Here is a 19,446-nt window from a genome sequence, read left to right as displayed (position 1 = left end):
GGCGCACCCTACGGGATGCGCGCCGGGTTTAGCACCTTCGCTGCGCTTTGGCTAAGGCCCTGATGACGCGCCGCGCCGATAGGCTCTCCTCCCTCAGCGGGGAGGAGAGCTTGTGGACTGAAGCGGTTTAGACCAGGGGCTTGAGGCCCGCTTCGATGCTCGCCCGCCGGCTTTCGAGGAAGGGCGGGAGCGCCAGGCTTTCACCCAGGGTTTCCATCGGCTCGTCGGCAGCAAAACCGGGCACGTCCGTCGCGATCTCGAACAGAATGCCATTGGGCTCGCGGAAATAAAGCGAGGTGAAGTAGAACCGCTCGACTTCCCCGCTCGAGCGGATGCCGAACGAGTTGACATGGGCGATCCACTGCCGGAGCGTATCCTGGTCGGGCGTGCGGAAGGCCACATGGTGCACGCCGCCGGCGCCGGGCCGTGCGGGGGCCAGGCTTGGGTCAACCACCACATGCAGTTCGGCCGCGGGGCCACCGGGGCCCATCTCGAACACATGGGTTTCCCCATTGCGCTCGCGGGCGGGATAGGTGCGCACCTTGCGCATGTTCATCACCTGCGTCAGGACCACTTCGGTGCGATCGAGGCGCGGCACGGCAAGGCTGATCGGCCCAAGGCCGATGATCTGCCGATCGGCAGGAACGGGCGACTTGGCCCAGGGCACGACCTTGTTGGCGGGGTCGAGCACCAGGCGGAAGCGCTGGCCTTCGAAATCCTCAAAATCGAGCGAGACATGGCCATTGCGTTCCTTGATGGCCGAGGTGCCGACGCCCTGCGCCTGCAGGTGTTCTTTCCACCATTGCAGGCTGTCCTCGCTACCGACGCGCAGGCCAGTGCGGCTGACAGTGTGGTTGCCGCGCTGCTCGCGGGCGGCGTCAAAATCAAAGAAGGTCAGGTCTGCGCCAGGTGAGGCCACGCCGTCACCATAGAATAGGTGGTAAGCAGTGGTGTCGTCCTGGTTGACGGTTTTCTTGATCAGCCGCATGCCCAGGGTCTGGGTGTAGAACTGCAGGTTCTTGGCCGCCTGGGCGGTGACTGCGGTCAGGTGGTGGATGCCGCCAAGCTGAAGGTCCATTGGTGTTCTCCTTGGAGTGCACATGCTCGTCAGCCGAGCCTTGGTGCCGTTGCCCCCAAGATAGGTGAAGTTGCCCCATCCCGTCAGCCCACGGCGCCATAACGGGTTGTTGCGCCTGAGCGAACAATGGAACCCCATCGTTTCCAGGGCGAGGAGGCGATCACAAGCTGGCTAGAACAGGTTTTCGCCGGTGCTTTTATTCGGGTCGCGCGTTAAGACTGGCGTGAACAGATGAGGAACGTGGATGGCGGCTTTAACCCTTCGTCGCAAGTTGGCCGTGTTGTCGGACGCCGCCAAATATGATGCCTCCTGCGCTTCCAGCGGCACCGAGAAACGCAACAGCAAGGTGAGCGGCGGCATTGGCTCCACCGAGGGCAATGGCATTTGCCACTCCTATGCGCCGGACGGGCGCTGCATTTCGCTGCTCAAGCTGCTGCTGACCAATTTCTGCATTTATGAATGCAGCTACTGCATCAATCGCTCCTCGTCCAATGTGCAGCGGGCGCGCTTTTCCGTCGAGGAAGTGGTGGGACTGACCCTCGACTTCTACAAACGCAACTATATCGAGGGGCTGTTCCTGTCCTCGGGGATCATCCGTTCGCCCGACTACACGATGGAAGAAATGGTGCGGGTGGCGCGCAGCCTGCGCGAGGATCACCATTTCGCGGGCTATATCCATCTCAAGGTCATTCCCAATGCCGCGCCTGAACTGCTGGCGGAAGCCGGGCGCTGGGCGGATCGGCTCTCAACCAATATCGAGTTGCCGACCGATCTTGGCCTTGAAGCGCTGGCACCGGAAAAAAAGCCAAGCGAGATCCGCACGGCTATGGCGCGCATTCGCGGCAAGCTGGCGGAAGCCGCGCCGGAGGCAAAGACCAAAGCCGAAAAGCCCAAATATGCGCCGGCGGGGCAATCCACGCAGATGATCGTGGGTGCCGATGCCGCCAATGACGAAGCCATCCTGACGCGCGCGGCGGGGCTCTATTCGGGCTACAAGCTCAAGCGGGTCTACTACTCGGCCTTTTCGCCCATTCCCGATTCCAGCGCCAAGCTGCCCCTCAAGGCGCCACCGCTCCTGCGCGAGCACCGGCTCTACCAGGCCGATTGGCTCATCCGGTTTTATGGCTTTGACGTTCCCGAGATCGTGGCGGGCGGGGAGGGCGGGTTGCTGGATCTGGCGATCGATCCCAAGCTGGCCTGGGCGCTCAAGCATCGCGAGCGCTTTCCCGTCAACGTGAACCGCGCCGATCGCGAACTGCTGTTGCGGGTGCCGGGGCTGGGGACCAAGAGCATCGAGCGGATCATCACGACGCGGCGCCACCACAGTTTGCGCCTCGAAGATGTGGCGCGCATTGTGGGCTCGATCGATGCGGTGCGCCCGTTCATCGAAGCGGTGGACTGGACGCCGGGCGGGATGACCGATGATGCGCGGCTCAAGGCCAAGCTGACGCCGCAGCCCGAACAGCTGAGCCTGTTTGCATGATTTCGGTGCGGCTGGAGGAGCGTAACGACTTTGCCGAATGGCGCGGCAAGGCGCGGCAGTTGTTGTTAGCAGGCGTGCGGCCTGATCAGGTGATTTGGCGGGGGCCGGGGGAAGAAAACGGGCTGTTCGAAGCGGGCGATTCCATGCTGCCAAGCGGGGAAGGGGCGGTGGGCAGCGTGCCGCCCGCCTTTATCGAGCAGGGGCAGTTGGCCATCTGCAACAATGATCCCGAGCGGTTTGCTCTGCTGTATCGCTTCTTGTGGCGCCTGCTGGAGGATCGCGGGCTGATGACGGCGGCCTCCGACCCCGATTTGCAGCGGCTGACCGGTCTGGCTTCAGCGGTCCGGCGCGACAGCCACAAGATGAAGGCCTTTGTGCGCTTCAAGGCTGTTATCGACGATAGCGGGCTCGAGCGCTTTGCCGCCTGGTTCGAGCCCGAGCATTTTATCCTTGAACGCACGGCGCCGTTTTTCGAGCGCCGCTTTGCCGGCATGATCTGGGCGATCATCACGCCCTATCGCTCGGCCTTCTGGGACGGGCAGGAACTGTTGTTCGGGCCGGGCGGGCAGAAAAGCGACGTGCCCGAGGACGATGCGGTTGAGGGCGACTGGAAGACCTATTTCGCCTCCATCTTCAATCCTGCCCGGCTCAAGATCGGCGCGATGAAGGGGGAGATGCCCATGAAATACTGGCGCAACCTGCCCGAGGCCGAACTCATTGCTCCCCTGATCCGGGGCGCAAGAGAAGCGGAGCGGGAAATGATCGAGCGGGTTTCGAGCCAACCACCGGCACGGCATCTGCGGCGCCCGACAGAGGCGCCGGCAGTCCAGGATGGGGAGCGCGAGGTCGCCTCGCTCGCCGAGGCACGCGCGGCCGTCCAGGAATGCCGGCGCTGCCCGCTGTTCGAATTTGCGACGCAAGCCGTGTTCGGGGAGGGACCTGAAGCCGCCGATGTAATGTTTGTCGGCGAGCAGCCGGGGGACCAGGAGGATCTGGCGGGGCAGCCCTTCGTGGGACCAGCGGGCAAGGTGCTGGATGCCGCAATTGAAAAGGTGGGGATCGACCGCGAGCAGGTCTATGTCACCAATGCGGTCAAGCATTTCAAGTTCGAGCCGCGTGGCAAGCGGCGCATCCACCAAAAGCCCAATGGGGGGGAGGTGGAGGCGTGCCGATTCTGGCTTAATCTGGAGCGGGCGTTCGTTAAGCCCAAGGTGATCGTGGCGCTGGGCGCCACGGCGGCGTCGAGCCTGTTGGGGAAAGCGGCAACGATTTCACGGCTGCGCGGTGCGCCGATTACCATGGATGATGGCACGATGCTGTTTGTGACCAATCATCCCTCCTATTTGCTGCGCATTCCCGAGCGGGAGCGCCAGGACGAAGAGCGGGCCAAGTTCGAAGCGGACCTCGTTTTGGTGAGCGAGGCAATTGAGCGGGTCAGAACAGCGCAGAACTCAGTTGCGTCACACACTTGACAGCGCCGCTCGCCAAAACTAGGTATTCGCGCATCGGCCTTATCGAGGCTGAGCCGTGAGGCGGAGTAGCTCAGTTGGTTAGAGCAGCGGAATCATAATCCGTGTGTCCCCAGTTCAAATCTGGGCTTCGCTACCAATCAAAACCCCCGGGAAACCGGGGGTTTTTTGTTGCCTTCTGTCGGGATGGTGTGCCGGGCCCATCACTTGCCGGCGAGGAGGGGGAAGATGGTTTCGCCTTCCACCATGGTGACGCCGATTTCGAGTTGCTGCACGGCGCGCTCGCCGTCCATATGATGCACCAGAAGCCGTACCGCGCCCCGACCGATCGCTTCGCGATCCACCCGCGCGGTGCTCAGGCGGGGGGTAGCCATGCCAGCGATGGGCAGATCATCGAAGCCGATAATGGAAAAGCCGGGTGGGAGCGGGCTTCCGGGCCCGTAAAGGCCCTCGAGCATTTCCACCGCCGCAATGTCATTCCAGATAAAGGCGGCGGTTTCCTGCGGCGAGGGCTGCTTTGGGCGACGCGCTAGAGGGGGGCGCGGGAAGGATTTGGCTTTACGGTTGGCGCGGCTAGGCTATATCAACATTCTTGATATCGTTGCCACAGTGAGCGCCTGCCATGGCCGGAAATTTCCTCGTCGTTGATCCCCAGGAGGATATGGCCGTGATCCGGGGGCTGGCTTCGCCGGTGCGGGCGCAGATCCTCAAGATCCTGCAAGGGGGGGCGCTCAACGTCAACGAAATTGCGGCGCGGCTGGAGCTGCCGCAATCAACGGTGTCGACCAATGTGCAGATCCTCGAGGAAGCGGGGTTGATCGCCACCGAGGCGCAAAAGGCGCGCAAGGGCAGCCAGAAGATTTGCCGCTCGACCTTTGAGGAAGTGCTGATCCGCTTCAAGGAGCCGTCGGCGCAGATCAGCGACAAGACCATCGAAGTATCCATGCCGCTGGGGCTTTATACGGGGTTCGAGGTGACCGCGCCTTGCGGAGTTTGCTCAAGCGAGGGGGTGATCGGGCTCCTCGATGTACCCGATACATTTCTTGATCCAGACCGAATGAAAGCGGGGCTGTTGTGGCTGACGCGCGGGTATGTGGAATACCAGTTTCCCAACAATTCCAAGCTGACGCGAGGAGAAGTTGAAGCGATCGAGATTTCGCTTGAGCTGTCCTCGGAAGTGCCAGGCACGTCGGCCGATTGGCCCTCCGACATTACGCTAACGCTTAACGGCAAGGCAGTGGGAACCTGGACCAGTCCCGGCGATTTCGGCGACAAGCGCGGGGTTTACACGCCGCAATGGTGGAAGCTCAAGGGCAGCCAATACGGCAAGCTCAAGACTTGGCGAACCTCGGCAGAAGGCACGTTTGTCGATGGGGTGCGGATCTCGCCAGTAACGCTGGATGATCTCGACCTGACTTCGCACCATTCCATTCGCGTGCGGATTGGCGTCGAGGAAAGCGCCCATCATCCCGGTGGTATGAATATCTTCGGGCGCGGCTTTGGCAATTATGACCAGGACATCGTGCTGCGGTTGATTTTGCGCTAGCGCGCCGCTTCCCGGTTGACGCGGGACCGCTTCTTGGCTCTAGTAACCGAAAGTTCTGATACAAATCAGACAATCGGCACAAGAGGGAGAGAGTTGTGCGCGCCAGCGTTATTGCCAACCGGGACTATGTGATTTCCGAGATCGACAATCGAATCTACGGAGCGTTTCTCGAGCATCTTGGCCGGGCCATTTATTCGGGTATCTATGAGCCCGATCATCCAACCGCTGACAAGAACGGCATGCGGGCGGATGTGGCCGAGCTGGTCCGGGGGCTCGATGTGCCGATGGTGCGCTATCCCGGGGGTAATTTCGTTTCCGCCTATAACTGGGAAGACGGGATCGGCCCACGCGAGCAACGACCCACGCGGCTGGACTTGGCCTGGCACACTTCGGAGAGTAACCAAGTCGGCATTCACGAATTTGCCGACTGGTGCGAGACGGTTGGCACCCAGATGATGCTGGCAGTCAATCTGGGTTCGCGCGGGCTCGAGGAAGCGCGTAATTTCGTTGAATACGTGAACGGGCCGACGGGCAGCTATTGGGGGGATCTGCGCAAGAAGAATGGACGGGCGGACCCTTGGTACGTCAAGATGTGGTGCCTGGGCAATGAGATGGACGGGCCTTGGCAGATCGGCCACAAAACAGCGGACGAATATGGGCGCCTCGCCAGTGAAACCGCCAAGGCGCTGCGCGCTTTTGACAGTTCGCTCGAACTCATCGCCTGCGGGTCATCGCATTCCAACATGCCCACCTATCCCGAGTGGGAGCGGGTGGTGCTGGAGCACACCTATGAAACGGTCGACCACATCTCGCTGCATATGTATTCGTCCAATTACGACAAGCACACGCCGGGTTACCTCGCGCACAATGTCAAGCTCGAGGCCTATATCAGCACGGTTGCCGCCACAATCGACTATGTAAAGGCCAAGAAGCGCAGCAATCGCCAGGTGACGATCGCGTTTGATGAGTGGAATGTCTGGTATCATTCGCGCAAGCAGGACCGGGCGATCCTTGACGGCAAGCACGGCTGGCCGCATGCGCCAGCGCTGCTGGAAGACATCTATAATTTTGAGGATGTGCTGCAGGTCGGGTGTTGCCTCAACACCTTTATCCGCAAGTCCGACGTGGTCAAGCTCGCCTGCATTGCCCAGCTGGTCAATGTTATTGCTCCGATCATGACTGAGCCGGGCGGCAGGTCCTGGAAGCAGACCACCTATTATCCGCTCTATTTCGCATCCATGTTCGGACGCGGCCGGGCGCTCAACCTCGTCGCCCGCTGCCCCAGCTACGAAGTCGAACTGATTGGGGAAATCCCCTATCTCGATGTGGCCGGGGTGGAAAACGAGGCCGAGGGCACGCTCACTTTCTTTCTCGTCAACCGCAATGGCGAAGAGGAACTCGACGTCGAGCTGTCCTTGCAAGGCTACCGCGATGCAAGGGTGCTCGAGCACCAGGTGATGACGCACGACGATCTCAACGCCGTCAACACTGCAGCAAACCCGGATAATGTAGCCCCAAGACAAGGGCAGGGCGCAGTTGCGGAGGAGGACAAGTTGAGTGTGAGCCTTCCGCCGCATTCCTATCAGATGGTGCGGGTCAGCGTCGCCCGCGGTTAGTATCAGGTTTGCGGGTATGTATCGGGCAAATGGTTGACAGGAGTAACTCTTAATATAGCATGACGGTTGGGGCTGTTGAGGAACGCCCCTTTGGGAGGAGATTATGCGAAACTGGAAGATGCTTCTGGCGTCGGTTGCTTTTGCGTCTTTTGCGGTGGGCAGTTTAGCCACGGCGCAGGACGCAGCGCCCGCCGCGCCACCGCTCAACGACTTTCCGCGTAACGAGACCTTGATCCTGCAAAACCCGGAAGCAACTATCCGGAATCCCGGTTGGTTCAACATCTGGGTGAATGCCGGAGGCGGGCTCAGCACGGGTCTACAGCAGCTGGCAATGGACACGTTGTGGTTCATCGATCCCGATGCGGGTCTCGATGGTGCCATCTACAACACGCTCGCTACCGGGCCGGCCGAATATAATGACGACTTCACCGAGATGACCGTGCGGCTGCGCGAGGGCATAAAATGGAGCGACGGCGAGGATTTCAACGCCGACGACGTGGTGTTCACGGTCGAGACGCAGAAGAACACGCCCGGCATGGTGTGGAGCGGCGCATTCTCCACCCAGGTGGAAACAGTCGAGGCGATTGACCCCTACACCGTCAAGTTCACGCTCAAAGCACCCAATTCGCGCTTCCACTCTGTCTTTTCAGTGCGCTGGAACGGGGCCTGGATCATGCCCGAGCATGTGTTCAGCCAAGTCGACAATGTGCTCGAATTCGACTTCAACCCACCCGTAACGCTAGGTGCTTATACCCTCAACAGCTTTGATCCCAATGGCACCTGGTATATCTGGGACAAGCGCGAGGATTGGCAGAACACAACGCTGGGCCTCGTGGGCGAACCCACGCCCGAACACGTCGTGTACCGCAACAATATCAATATCGATAACCGGCTGATCGAGATGCGAAATGGCAATCTCGACATGATCCACGATCTTTCGCCCGAAGGCACCTTCTCCATCATTGCCGAGGACGAGAACGCCAAGGGCTGGTTCCCGGGCTTCCCCTATGCTCATCCGGACCCCACGCTGCCCAGCGTGATCTTCAACACGCAAAACGAGAAGTTCCAGGACAAGCGCGTGCGCTGGGCCCTGGCACTGTTGCTGGACGCACGGGCAATCTCCATGGCCAGCTATCGGGGCGCAGCAACGCTGTCGCCGATCGCCATTCCGCCCACCGGCACCCATCCGCAGGACTATCATGGGCCGATGCAGCAATGGCTGATCGATTATCAGCTCGATACCGGCAGCCGCACCATCCAGCCCTATGATCCCAATGTCGGCTTGCAGATCGCTGAAATGGTTCGCCCGCAATATGGTGACCAGGTGCCGACTGATGAGGGGGCCATCCGCAACGCCTTTGGCTATGGCTGGTGGAAGCAGGATGTGCAGGCGGCAACCGAGTTGCTGGAAGCGGCCGGGTTCACCCGCAACGGCAACCAGTGGATGATGCCGGATGGGCAACCCTTTGCCTTCACCCTGCTGATCCCCTCCGATGGCGTGATCAATCGCGCCGGCACCATGGTCGCCCAGAACTGGAACCAGAATGGCGTCCAGGTGGAACTGCAGGTGGCGTCCGACCACGCTGATCTACGCAATGCTGGCCGCTACGACAGCTATATCTGGTGGAGCGTGGAAAGCTGGGGCGGCCACCCCGACCTGTCTTACTTCCTTGACAGCTGGCACTCACAGTTCGTTGCGCCCCCGGGCGAAGTGCAGCCCGCCCGCAACTGGCAGCGCTGGAGCGATCCGCGGCTCGATGAGATCATCGAAAAGATCCGCGTCATCGACTTCAACGATCCCAAGAATGTGGAATACGGACAGGAGTTCGTCCGGCTGATGGTGGACGAAATGCCCATTATCCCGCTGATGAGTTACAACGTGTTCTCGGTGGTGTCGGAGCGCTATTGGACGGGCTATCCCAATTCGGAGAACCCCTATGCCAACCCGGTCAACAACTGGGCGAACTCGCGCTACATCCTGACCCAGTTAAAGCCCGTGGCGGGCAACTGACGCCCTGGGCTCAACCATGCCGACGGCGGGTTTACGCCCGCCGTCCAGCCCGCAGCGAATTGTCGGCTTGAACCGGGACCGTGCCAAACCTTGCTTCCATTAATTGGAGCGAGCGGCGGGACCTTCAGCAAGAGATCCGCCTATGACCGGCTACCTATCCTTCGTGCTTAAACGCATTTTGCAGCTGATCGGGGTGATCGCGGCTGGCATTTCGGCGAGTTTTTTCATCACCCATTTGTCGCCGGTCAATCCGGTTGACCAGGCAGTTGATCGCATCACGGCGCGCTCGGGTTTCCGGCCTGATGCCATTGCCGAACTCCGGGCGGCGCTGACGGAGCTTTACGGCACCGACGCGCCGCTGTTGACGCAGTTTTTCAGCTTCTGGGGGCGCCTGCTCCAGGGTGACCTAGGGCCTTCGCTGATCGCCTTTCCTACGCCCGCCATGGACCTGGTGATGCGCGCCTTGCCCTGGACGGCGGGCTTGCTGGCCGTAACGGTGATCATCACCTGGGTCGTAGGCAATCTGCTAGGGGGCTTGGCTGGTTACTATCAGAACAACCGCTTCCTCAAGGCGTTCGGTATCCTGACCATGGGGCTGCAGCCGATTCCTTACTATATCGTGGCGTTCATCCTCCTCATCATCTTCGGGTTCTTGTGGCCGGTGCTGCCCATTTCAGGCGGCTTTGCCATGAATGTCCGGATGGGCTGGAGCTGGGAATTCGCCTTTTCGGTGCTCCAGCATGCCATCTTGCCCGCGACCTCGCTGGTCCTGGTGGGAATTGGTACCTGGTTTTTGGGCATGCGGGCGCTGGTGTCCAATGTGGTGACCGAGGACTATGTCACCTATGCCGAACTCGCCGGCGTGCGGCCGGGACGTATCGTGAGCTCCTATGTTCTGCGCAATGCCATGATCCCGCAGTTGACGGGGTTGGCGATGAGCCTGGGCGGAATATTTTCGGGCACGGTGATCACCGAGGAGGTGTTCAATTATCCCGGGCTGGGCTCGCTGCTGATCGATGCGGTCAATGGCGGCGACTATGGCCTGGTGCTGGCGGTATCGTCGGTGTCGATCGCGGCGGTGGGGATCGCGATCCTTGCTGTCGATCTCTTGTATCCCGTGCTCGATCCACGCGTAAAAGCGGAGTAGCCAGCCATGTTTGCCGTGCTGCGCGACCTCATCCGCTACAACATCGAATTTGCCATTGGTCTGGTGCTGGTGGGGATCATCGTTCTTTATGCCTGCCTGAGCTTTTTCTCCCCGGTCGATCCCACCCAGATCTATCTGGCTATCCCGGACCAGCCGCCTTCGGCCCAATATTGGTTCGGCACCAATTCGCGCGGGCAGGACATGTTCTGGAACCTCAGCTTTGCCTTTCGCAACACGCTGACTTTCGGGTTGATCGTGGCGGCGATCTCGCGAGTGATCTCGATTACCGTGGGGCTGCTGTCAGGCTATCTTGGGGGGTGGGTCGACCGCGTGCTGATGTTCATCAACGACATCTTCGTGGCGGTGCCGTCCTTTCCGGTGCTGGTGCTGTTTTACTTCGTGATGCGCTCGGGGCTCAATACCTACACCCTGGCCGCCGTCATGGCGGTGCTGGGCTGGGCCTATGATGCGCGGCTGATCCGCTCGGTGACGCTGAGCCTCAAACATCGCGAATTTACCCGCCATGCCCGCTATTCAGGGATGTCGACACCCAAGATCTTGCTGCAGGAACACCTGCCTTATGTCATGCCGATCATCTTTGCGACGGCGATGGCCAACATGATCTGGTCGATCGGAATGGAGGTGACGCTGGCGGTGCTGGGGTTCACTAATATCAACATCCCCACCGTTGGCACGACGCTGTATTGGGCCAACAACCATTCGGCGATGGTGGTGGGCACCTGGTGGTGGCTGGTGATCCCGGTGGTGCTGATCGTCATCACCTTCATTGGGCTCTTCCTGCTAGCCGTGTCCCTCAACGAATATATCGATCCGCGCAGCCGGCTGCGGCGGATGGGAGCTTAGCCATGAGCGAGGACCTGCTCACCGTTCGGGGGCTTAAGGCCTATTACCAGATGAACTATTTCGGCGTGCGCCGGGAGGTCCGGGCGGTGGACGACATCACCATGAGCGTACGCCGCAACGAGGTTTATGGCATTGCGGGGGAAAGCTCTTCGGGCAAGACCAGCTTCATCAAGGTGCTGGCGGCGGCGATCCGGCCGCCGCTGCGCATCATCGAGGGGGTGGTGCGCTATGACTTCGATGGGCTCACCGTAGATGTGGCGAGTGCCGATAAGGCGCAGATTGAGGCGATCCGCTGGCGGTATCTGTCCTATATCATGCAGGGCTCGATGAGCGTGCTTAACCCAGTGCGCCGGATCGGCAAGATCTTCGATGATTATGCCGCCCGTCAGCTGGGCCTCAAGGGCGACGAGTTGCGCGAGCGGGTGGTGACGCATCTGGGGCGCCTGAAGCTCGGGCCCGAGGTGCTCAATGCTTACCCACATGAATTATCGGGCGGGATGCGCCAGCGGGTTACCATCGGGTTGGCGACAGTGTGCCACCCGCAGTTCATCATCGCCGACGAGCCGACCACGGCACTCGATGTGGTTGTGCAAAAGGAAGTGCTCGGGCTGATCCGGGAAATCCAGCAGGAGATGGGCTCTTCCGTGGTGTTCGTGACTCATGACATGAGCGTTCATGCCAATGTCGCTGATCGTGTCGGGATCATCTATGCCGGGCGGCTCGTGGAAGAGGGGCCGACCCGGGAGATGTTCTTCCACCCCAAACACCCCTATACCGCCCATCTGGTGGCAAGCCTGCCGCGCATCGGCGACACGGTGCAGCGGCCGGCGCTTGAGGGGAGGCCACCCAATCTGGCGGAGCCGCCGTCTGGGTGCCGGTTCAATCCGCGCTGTCCTTTGGCGGTGGACAAATGCCGGCAGGAGGCGCCACCCCTGGAAACGGTCGCGCCCGACCACCGCACAGCTTGCTGGCGCTGGCGCGATGTGGAGCCGCTCGTGGCGCCTGCCGTCAAGCTGAGGGAGCCGGCATGAGCGATCTTCTCGACGTCAGCGATGTCAGCAAGCGCTATGCGATGGGCGGACTGTTTGGCCGCAAAATGGTCGATGCGGTTCAGGATGCCAGTTTTTCGCTCGCGCTCGACACGCCCGAGATCTTTACCGTTATCGGGGAAAGCGGATCGGGCAAAACGACGGTGGCTCGCATGATCCTGGGGCTGGAAACCCCCACGAGCGGGGAAATCCGCTTTCGCGGCAAGACGATCAGCCATCATGTGAGCCGCGCTGAGCGGCAGGCCTTCATGGCCAAGGTGCAGCCCGTGTTCCAAAACCCGTTCGAAGCGTTTAACCCGCTCAAGCGGGTCGATCGTTACCTCGAGTCCACGGCGCGGCAGTTTCTTGGTTTGAGGCAGCGTGGGGAGATCGATGCCGCTATGGACGAGGCGCTGCAAAAGGTCGGGCTGAGCCTTGCGGAAGTGCGAGGCCGGTTCCCCCATGAGTTGAGCGGGGGACAGTTGCAGCGGGCGGCAATCGCGCGGGCGCTGATCCCCAATCCGGCGCTGCTGATCGCCGACGAGCCCGTCAGCATGGTGGACGCGTCGCTGCGCATGTCGATCGTCAACCTGCTGCGCTCCCTGCGTGACGACTTCCGGGTGTCGGTGATCTACATCACCCACGACCTTGCCACGGCCTATTATATTTCGGACCGCCTGATCATCATGCAAAAGGGCATGGTGGTCGAAATGGGGCCAGCCCGAGTGGTGCTGGATGCACCCGAGCATCCCTATTCACGGCTGCTCAAGGCCTCGGTGCTCGATCCCGCCGATGCTGGTGACGGGCAGCTCGAACCGGCCCGGGACTTAATGGAGCTAAGCCAGAAGGCTCTCAGCGACAGGGGCAAGTTGCTCGAGCGTCCCGATGGGCGGCTGGTGCGCAGCCCCGGACTGGTAGCGGGTTAGCCCTGCGGAGCAGGGGCGCGGTGCTGCTGTCAGTGGGGGCGGGATATGCTAGGAAGTGGTCCTGATTGAACCCAAGTCCGGATGCCGATGTCCCGCACCGAACGCCTGCTTGATCTGCTGCAATTGCTGCGCAATCGGCGCAGCCCCGTTGCGGGTGAGCAGTTGGCACAGGAACTGCGTATTTCGATCCGTACTCTGTATCGTGATATCGCGACACTGCAGGCGCAGGGGGCCGATATCCGTGGTGAGCCCGGGCTCGGTTATGTGCTGCGGCCGGGCTTCACCCTGCCGCCGCTGATGTTCTCGGTGGAGGAGATCGAAGCGCTGGTGCTCGGTTCGCGCTGGGTGGAGCAGCGTCGCGAGGACCCGAGGCTGAGCGCGGCGGCGGCGAGCCTTTTAAGTAAAGTCAGCGCCGTCTTGCCTGACTCCATCCGCGATACTGTGGAAGCGACGAGCCTCCTCGTCGCGCGCAGCGATGTGGTGCCTACTATTGTGGATCTGGGAGCGATCCGTGCCGCTATCCGGGGCCAGAACAAGCTCGCACTTGCCTATGACAAAGGTGATGGCGCCGGCTCCGAGCGCGTCGTTTGGCCCTTCGCCGTGGCGTTCTTCGAGCACGTGCGGGTGGTGCTGGCCTGGTGCGAGCTGCGGCAGGATTTCCGGGCATTCCGGCTCGATCGGATCACGCGGCTCGACGTGCTGCCCGAGCGATACGCGGCGCGGCGCGCGGCGCTTCTCAAGCAGTGGCGAGAGCGCGAAGGAATCCGCCACCCCGACCCTGCCGGAAACTGACAGTCCGGTGCCGTAGGTCTGGCTCCAGCCAAAAAGGAGCTAGACGATGCGTGTGTTGAATTATCTGTTGCTGGCGGTGGCCGATACCGAAGCGAGCGCCGAGCTGTACCAGAAGCTGCTGGGCGTCGCGCCGGTGCAGAACCGGTCGGGATTTGCCTTGTTCGTGCTGCCCAACGGCATGAAGATCGGGCTTTGGGCCAAGGACCAGATCCAGCCGGCGCCCAAGCCGGTGGGCGGCAGCGAGATCTCCTTTACCGAAGGCAGCCGCGAGGACTTGCTGGCCACTTACCGACACTGGCAGGCGCTGGGCCTGACCGTCCTGCAGGAGCCGGCCGAGCTGCCCTTCGGCTTCACCTTTGTCGCCGAAGATCCCGATGGGCACCGGCTCCGCCCGTTTGTGCCGGCTGCCAGGCCAAGCTGAGGTGTAAGCGTGCTCTGGCGCCGGTGGGCGGCGCCAGAGCAAGGGCAAGGGGTTAGACCGTGGCCCAGCCGCCCGATTTCTCGCTGGCAAAAACGGCATCGAGCACTTTCATTGAGCTGATTGCGTCCTCGACTCCCCAGGGCAGGGGCTGTTCGCCAAGCACGGCAAGGGCGAAGGCTTCGGCCTGCTCGGTATATTGATCGCAGGCGGGCAGGATTTCACGCCGGGCGAGGGAGCCATCAAATGGCGCGCCAGTGTCGACCGTGATTGCGGTCCGCTCGTTGGCGGGAGCGTTATAGGGGATGATGATCTCGAGCTTTGCCTTGGTGCCCAGCACCTGAACGCTCTGCTCACCGGTGAGCTGGGTCGAGCAGATGAAGTTGAGCTGCCGGCCACCGCCGAAATCCATCAGGACGCTGGCGAGCCGATCGGTGCCGAATTGCGGATCTCGCTCGACGAGGGACACGACCCGCTGCGGTTCGGCCTCAAACAGGAAGCGGCCGGTCGTGACTGGATAGCAGCCGATATCCATGATGCCGCCGCCGCCGATATCGGCCTGGTTGCGCACATTGGCGGGGTCGGCGTTGAAGTAGGTGAAAACCGCATTGATGGCGCGCACCTCGCCCAGTTCGCCCGAGCGGATGATCTCGCGTGCCCGCAGCCATTGCGGATGAAAGCGGATCATGAAGGCTTCGAGCACGATGCGGTCGGATGGGATCTGGCGCAGCTGTTCGGCCTCGGCAGCCGAGAGAGCGATGGGCTTTTCGCAGAGCACATGCTTGCCCGCCTGGGCGGCAGCCAGGGTCATAGGGACATGGAGGTGATTGGGCAGCGGGTTGTAGATCGCGTCGATGTCGGGATCAGCAAAAAGCTCCTCGTAAGAGCCATAAGCCTTGGTAATACCCAGCTTTGCCGCGGCAGCCTGCGCCTTGCCGAGGTCACGCGAAGCGATGGCCACCACTTCCGAATGGGCCGAGCGCATGATGGCGGGCGTCACCTTTTCCATGCCGATATTAGCCGTCGACAAAATGCCCCAACGAATCTTCTTCAACGGCTCTCTCCTTGGCCTTGGTTCCGGGCTGGCGCGAAGCGAGGGCTGCGACTGGCCCGTCGCGCCTGCAACGTGGTGCCAGTGATAGCGGCAGGCCGCGCCGCCGCCAAGCGCTGTTGAAGCAGGCGCTGCGTAGTTGACGAAAGGCCTTCGAGATCGACCATTAGCGAGGGCCGGCCGCCAAGCGGTTCGAGAGGGCGCAACGTCGCCATGGGAGGACTTGGATGAAGGTTTGGCAGAGCTGGCGCGACACCGTTAAGAGCATGCGTGGGAAAAACCTTGCCGGCAGAGTAGGACACTAGCATGGCACGTATTGCTTATCTGACTACGATTGATTTCGGGGCGGGGGAGCTGGCTTCGCTGCCAGCCGCTTTGGCCGAACTCAAGATCACCCGGCCGCTGCTCGTGTCGGATCGCGGTATTGCCGCGTCCGGGCTGCTGGCGCGGGTGGAGAGCTTGCTGCCAGAGGGGGGCGCAGTGTTTCTTGAGACGCCGCCCAACCCCACCGAAGGCGCAGTCGATGCGGCGCTGGTGGCGTACCGCGCCGGCAATTGCAATGGCGTGGTGGCGCTGGGCGGGGGGTCGCCCATCGATCTGGCCAAGGGCGTGGCGCTGCTCGCGACCCATCCGGGTAGTCTGGAGCAATATGCGGCGATTTATGGCGGGCTGGAGCGGATCACCCCCGCGGTGGCGCCGACAATTGCTATTCCCACGACGGCCGGAACCGGCGCGGAAGTAGGCCGAGCGGCGCTGCTGACGCTGGAGGATGGCCGCAAGCTCGGGATCATCAGCCCGCATCTGATCCCGCGCCGCGCTATTTGCGACCCCGAGCTGACGCTGGGGCTGCCGCCTTACCTGACGGCGGCGACGGGGCTCGATGCATTGTCCCACTGCATCGAAACGTTCTTTTCTCCGCGCTTCAATCCAACGGCCGAGGCCATCGCGCTCGACGGGGCGGGGCGGGTCTGGCGCAATCTGCCGCTGGCCTTTGCCAATGGGGCAGATATCGGGTCGCGCACCGAGGTGATGCTTGGGGCGCTGCATGGCGGGCTCTCGTTCCAGAAGGGCTTGGGAGCAGTGCATTCACTGAGCCACGCTCTAGGCGGATTGAAGGATCTCAAACTTCATCATGGCACACTGAATGCCATCCTGATGCCGCTCGTGGTCCGGTTCAACGCGCCTGCTGTGGCCGACAAGCTCGAGCGGCTCAAAGCGGCAATGGGGCTCGGCCCAGATGAAGATCTTGCCGATACGCTCGAGGCGCTAAATCGCTCATTTGGTCTGCCGACGGGGCTCGCGCAGATGGGGCTGAGCCGTGACCAGTTTGATTGGGTCATCGAGCGGGCACTCGCCGATCACAGCCATCCCACCAATCCACGGGAGGCGTCGGCCGAGGACTATCGCGCCATTCTGGAAGCGGCCATGGCGGATGGTGGAGTCACCCAATCCGCTTAAGGCCCCGGGATCGGGTCTAGACAACACCCAAGTTTTTGCGGGCGCCAAACGCGCCTGCGTGGAGGAAAGCCTAGCAATGTACAGCGTCATGAACGGTTCAGCCCATCCCCTAGCGCCGCCCGAGATTGCGGTCAAGGCGGTGCCCGATGATGAGCGGGTCTGGGTGCCGCAGGCGCAAGGCGTGTGGTTTCGGCCGCTGATGCTCAATACGCTGGTGGGACAGTGGTGCAATCTGTTGCGGGTGCGCCGCTCGGGCGTGCTGTCGCGGCACCTGCATCCCAACCCGGTGCATGGCTATGTGATCAAGGGGCGCTGGCATTATCGCGAGCATGACTGGGTGGCCGAGACGGGTTCTTATGTGTTCGAGCCGCCCGGCGAAATTCACACGCTGCTGGTGCCCGAGAATGTGGAGGAGATGATCACCTTCTTCAACATCACCGGCTCGATGGTTTATCTCGACGAGAACAACCAGCATGTCGGCTACGAGGACGTGTTCACCAAGATCGACATGTGCCGCGCCCATTACGACAAGATCGGGTTGGGGGCGGACTATGTCGACCAGTTCGTCCGCTGAGGCGGTGAGCTACGACTGGGCTCGCGGCTGGTATGCGGGCAAGCGGGTACTGGTGACCGGGGGGACCTCGGGGATCGGGGCGGCGGTGGCGCGGGCGTTTGCGCTTTCGGGTGCCCACGTGACTGCGACGGGCGTGGCGCAGCGCGAGATCGATGCGCTGTCCGGGGATGCGGATTTTGCCGGGACGGAACTGGGCCTCCTCGATGTGCGCGATGCCGCGGCCATCGGAGAGCTCGTAGGCAAGCTGCCGGCGCTCAATATCCTGGTGAATTGCGCGGGGATGATCCGGCGGGGCGAGGAGCTGGATCCAGAGGTGTTCGAGCAGGTGCTCGATGTTAATCTCAATGGCACGATGCGGATGTGTTCGGCGGCCCGGCAGCTGCTAGCCGCGACGGGGCAGGGGAGCATCGTCAATCTCGCTTCCATGCTGTCGTTTTTCGGCGGGGGGCTGGTGCCGGGCTATGCGGCGAGCAAGGGCGGCGTCAATCAGCTGACCAAGTCGCTGGCTATTGCCTTTGCCAAGGACGGCATCCGCGTCAATGCGGTGGCGCCGGGCTGGATCGCAACGCCACTGACACAGGCGCTGCGCGACGATCCTGCGCGTTCGGACCCGATCCTGGCGCGCACGCCGATGGGGCGGTGGGGTCGGCCCGAGGACGTGGCCAATGCGGTGCTCTATCTGTGCTCGCCGGCGGCCGAGTTTGTCACCGGATCAACCCTTGTCGTCGATGGCGGCTATTCAATTAGTTGAGCAGCTGCAGCTAGTTAGCCCAAGGGCATGCGGAAGGTGAAGCGGGTGGCTTCGGCGTCGGAGTGGACGTCGATCTTGCCACCATGGGCTTCGGCGATCTGGGCGGCGATGTAGAGACCGAGGCCGAGGCCTTCGGCATTGCTGCGCACCTGGCCGCGATGGAAGGCCTTGAACAGGTGCTCCATCATCTCGGGAGGGATGGGTTCGCTGGCGTTGATGACCGATAGCGCGAGGGTGGCTTCGTCTTCCAGTTTGACCTGGACGTGGATCGGCTGGTCGTCGGCGCCGTGGGTAATGGCGTTGCCGAGCAGGTTGGAAAACATCTGAGCGATGCGGTGATGGTCGACCTTGATAGCGCGGGGAATGTCGATCTCCGCGTCAATCACGCGCGCCGGATTGGCGGCGCGGATTTCGTCAACTACTTGTTCCAGCGTGGGTTTTAGCGGCCTTTCGGCGTCAAGGTTGAGGGCGATGCCGCCGCCCAAACGGCTGCGTGCCAGATCCAGCACGTTGTCGATGAGGCCACTCATGCGCGTGACGCTGTTCTTCATCAGGCGCAAGATGACGGGGGTTTTCTCGGTCCAGGCGCCCTCGCGCAGCAGGATATTGGCGCCGCCGTCGATGGCGGCGAGGGGGTTGCGCAGGTCGTGGCCGAGCACGGCGATGAATTGTTCGCGCAGGTCGGAGTTGGCTTGCTGATCGGTGGCGCGGGTTTCGGCGGCGGCGAGTTTGTCTTCGGCTTCAAGGTGATAGGCGAGAAGCTCGGCAAAAAGGGTGAGCGTGCCGATCACCTGGGGGTTGTTGACCTCAGCCGGTTCAGGATGGATGGCGCAAAGTGTTCCGAAGAACCGGCCATCGGGCATGGTAATGGGCACAGAGATATAGCTCTGGAGGCCATAGATCTGTGGTGTGTGGTGGGAAGAATAAACTGGATCTTCCGCAACATTGTCGATCGCTATGACTTGCCGGTGCTGGCGGATTTCGTGGCAGAGCGTCGTTTCTACCTTGAGTTCACCACCCGCGGGAAGGCCGAAGCCAATATTGTCAAGGACCTGGCAAGCAACCCAGCGGTCTTCCGTAACGCGGGCGACGGCGGCAAAGCCCATGCCGGTGGCGCGGCAAACGACGTCGAGGATGGTGGGGACGGCGCCAATTCTTTGAACAGCATCAACGTCTTGCTGGAAGGCGTGGGCCATGGTTACTCGCGGCTAGTTTTGGACAACACGGTGTCGCA

At 61.8% G+C, this 19,446-nt stretch carries 17 protein-coding genes, 1 tRNA gene and 1 pseudogene; 15 read left to right on the top strand and 4 right to left on the bottom strand.

The features are described 5' to 3' along the window. Positions 1 to 127: 127 nt before the first annotated feature. Positions 128 to 1,078: a ring-cleaving dioxygenase gene (locus HRQ64_RS15230; protein ID WP_172124055.1), complete on the bottom strand. Its 951-nt coding sequence runs from the start codon at positions 1,076 to 1,078 to the stop codon at positions 128 to 130. A 244-nt stretch (positions 1,079 to 1,322) separates the two neighbouring features. On the opposite strand from HRQ64_RS15230, the gene HRQ64_RS15225 reads away from it, so the two are divergent. From HRQ64_RS15225 to HRQ64_RS15215, 3 genes are all read left to right on the top strand, one after another. Then, entirely contained in the window at positions 1,323 to 2,561 is a 1,239-nt protein-coding gene (locus tag HRQ64_RS15225; RefSeq protein WP_172124053.1) for a putative DNA modification/repair radical SAM protein, read from the top strand. Further along, complete coding sequence (locus tag HRQ64_RS15220) at positions 2,558 to 4,033, top strand: UdgX family uracil-DNA binding protein (protein WP_172124051.1); 1,476 nt, start codon at positions 2,558 to 2,560, stop codon at positions 4,031 to 4,033. The genes HRQ64_RS15225 and HRQ64_RS15220 overlap by 4 nt, the downstream gene beginning before the upstream one ends. Before the next feature lie 59 nt (positions 4,034 to 4,092). Next, a tRNA-Met gene (locus HRQ64_RS15215) sits at positions 4,093 to 4,169 on the top strand. A gap of 64 nt (positions 4,170 to 4,233) precedes the next feature. Here HRQ64_RS15215 and HRQ64_RS15210 read toward each other — a convergent pair. Continuing rightward, positions 4,234 to 4,533: pseudogene (locus tag HRQ64_RS15210) on the bottom strand (substrate-binding domain-containing protein); the annotation flags it as partial. Positions 4,534 to 4,652: 119 nt separating this feature from the next. Here HRQ64_RS15210 and HRQ64_RS15205 point away from each other — a divergent pair. From HRQ64_RS15205 to HRQ64_RS15165, 9 genes are all read left to right on the top strand, one after another. Further along, positions 4,653 to 5,576, top strand: a complete 924-nt coding sequence (locus HRQ64_RS15205; protein ID WP_172124049.1) for a helix-turn-helix domain-containing protein — start codon at positions 4,653 to 4,655, stop codon at positions 5,574 to 5,576. 95 nt (positions 5,577 to 5,671) lie between these two features. Continuing rightward, complete coding sequence (locus tag HRQ64_RS15200; protein ID WP_172124047.1) at positions 5,672 to 7,192, top strand: alpha-N-arabinofuranosidase; 1,521 nt, start codon at positions 5,672 to 5,674, stop codon at positions 7,190 to 7,192. 103 nt (positions 7,193 to 7,295) lie between these two features. Continuing rightward, complete coding sequence (locus tag HRQ64_RS15195) at positions 7,296 to 9,203, top strand: ABC transporter substrate-binding protein (RefSeq protein WP_172124045.1); 1,908 nt, start codon at positions 7,296 to 7,298, stop codon at positions 9,201 to 9,203. A 142-nt stretch (positions 9,204 to 9,345) separates the two neighbouring features. Then, complete coding sequence (locus tag HRQ64_RS15190; RefSeq protein ID WP_172124043.1) at positions 9,346 to 10,350, top strand: ABC transporter permease; 1,005 nt, start codon at positions 9,346 to 9,348, stop codon at positions 10,348 to 10,350. Between the two features lie 6 nt (positions 10,351 to 10,356). Beyond that, the gene (locus tag HRQ64_RS15185) at positions 10,357 to 11,214 is read left to right on the top strand and encodes an ABC transporter permease (RefSeq protein WP_127753873.1); all 858 of its coding nucleotides are present in this window, start codon (positions 10,357 to 10,359) and stop codon (positions 11,212 to 11,214) included. A gap of 2 nt (positions 11,215 to 11,216) precedes the next feature. Next, a complete protein-coding gene (locus tag HRQ64_RS15180; protein WP_172124041.1) occupies positions 11,217 to 12,245 on the top strand; it encodes an ABC transporter ATP-binding protein in 1,029 nt (342 codons plus the stop codon). Then, positions 12,242 to 13,168: an ABC transporter ATP-binding protein gene (locus HRQ64_RS15175; protein ID WP_172124039.1), complete on the top strand. Its 927-nt coding sequence runs from the start codon at positions 12,242 to 12,244 to the stop codon at positions 13,166 to 13,168. The genes HRQ64_RS15180 and HRQ64_RS15175 overlap by 4 nt, the downstream gene beginning before the upstream one ends. Positions 13,169 to 13,255: 87 nt before the next feature. Further along, positions 13,256 to 13,960: a YafY family protein gene (locus tag HRQ64_RS15170; protein ID WP_172124037.1), complete on the top strand. Its 705-nt coding sequence runs from the start codon at positions 13,256 to 13,258 to the stop codon at positions 13,958 to 13,960. A gap of 46 nt (positions 13,961 to 14,006) precedes the next feature. Beyond that, a complete protein-coding gene (locus tag HRQ64_RS15165) occupies positions 14,007 to 14,381 on the top strand; it encodes a VOC family protein (protein ID WP_172124035.1) in 375 nt (124 codons plus the stop codon). 52 nt (positions 14,382 to 14,433) lie between these two features. On the opposite strand, the gene HRQ64_RS15160 is transcribed toward HRQ64_RS15165, so the two are convergent. After that, entirely contained in the window at positions 14,434 to 15,432 is a 999-nt protein-coding gene (locus tag HRQ64_RS15160; RefSeq protein WP_172124033.1) for a Gfo/Idh/MocA family oxidoreductase, read from the bottom strand. 303 nt (positions 15,433 to 15,735) lie between these two features. Here HRQ64_RS15160 and HRQ64_RS15155 point away from each other — a divergent pair, with 303 nt between their 5' ends. From HRQ64_RS15155 to HRQ64_RS15145, 3 genes are all read left to right on the top strand, one after another. Continuing rightward, a complete protein-coding gene (locus HRQ64_RS15155; RefSeq protein ID WP_172124031.1) occupies positions 15,736 to 16,887 on the top strand; it encodes an iron-containing alcohol dehydrogenase in 1,152 nt (383 codons plus the stop codon). Between the two features lie 76 nt (positions 16,888 to 16,963). Beyond that, complete coding sequence (locus HRQ64_RS15150; protein WP_248307062.1) at positions 16,964 to 17,461, top strand: 2,4'-dihydroxyacetophenone dioxygenase family protein; 498 nt, start codon at positions 16,964 to 16,966, stop codon at positions 17,459 to 17,461. After that, positions 17,439 to 18,212 carry an SDR family oxidoreductase gene (locus HRQ64_RS15145; protein ID WP_172124029.1) on the top strand — a complete coding sequence of 258 codons (774 nt, stop codon included), beginning with the start codon at positions 17,439 to 17,441 and terminating at the stop codon, positions 18,210 to 18,212. Before HRQ64_RS15150 ends, HRQ64_RS15145 begins: the two co-directional genes overlap by 23 nt. A 14-nt stretch (positions 18,213 to 18,226) precedes the next feature. Here the strand turns inward: HRQ64_RS15145 and HRQ64_RS15140 are convergent, their stop codons facing one another. Then, entirely contained in the window at positions 18,227 to 19,408 is a 1,182-nt protein-coding gene (locus tag HRQ64_RS15140) for a GAF domain-containing sensor histidine kinase (protein ID WP_172124027.1), read from the bottom strand. Positions 19,409 to 19,446: the final 38 nt, after the last annotated feature.

Origin of the sequence: Devosia sp. 919, assembly GCF_013185965.1 — a bacterium.
Classification (GTDB): Bacteria; Pseudomonadota; Alphaproteobacteria; order Rhizobiales; family Devosiaceae; genus Devosia.
This window is presented reverse-complemented; position numbering and strand designations above follow the sequence as displayed.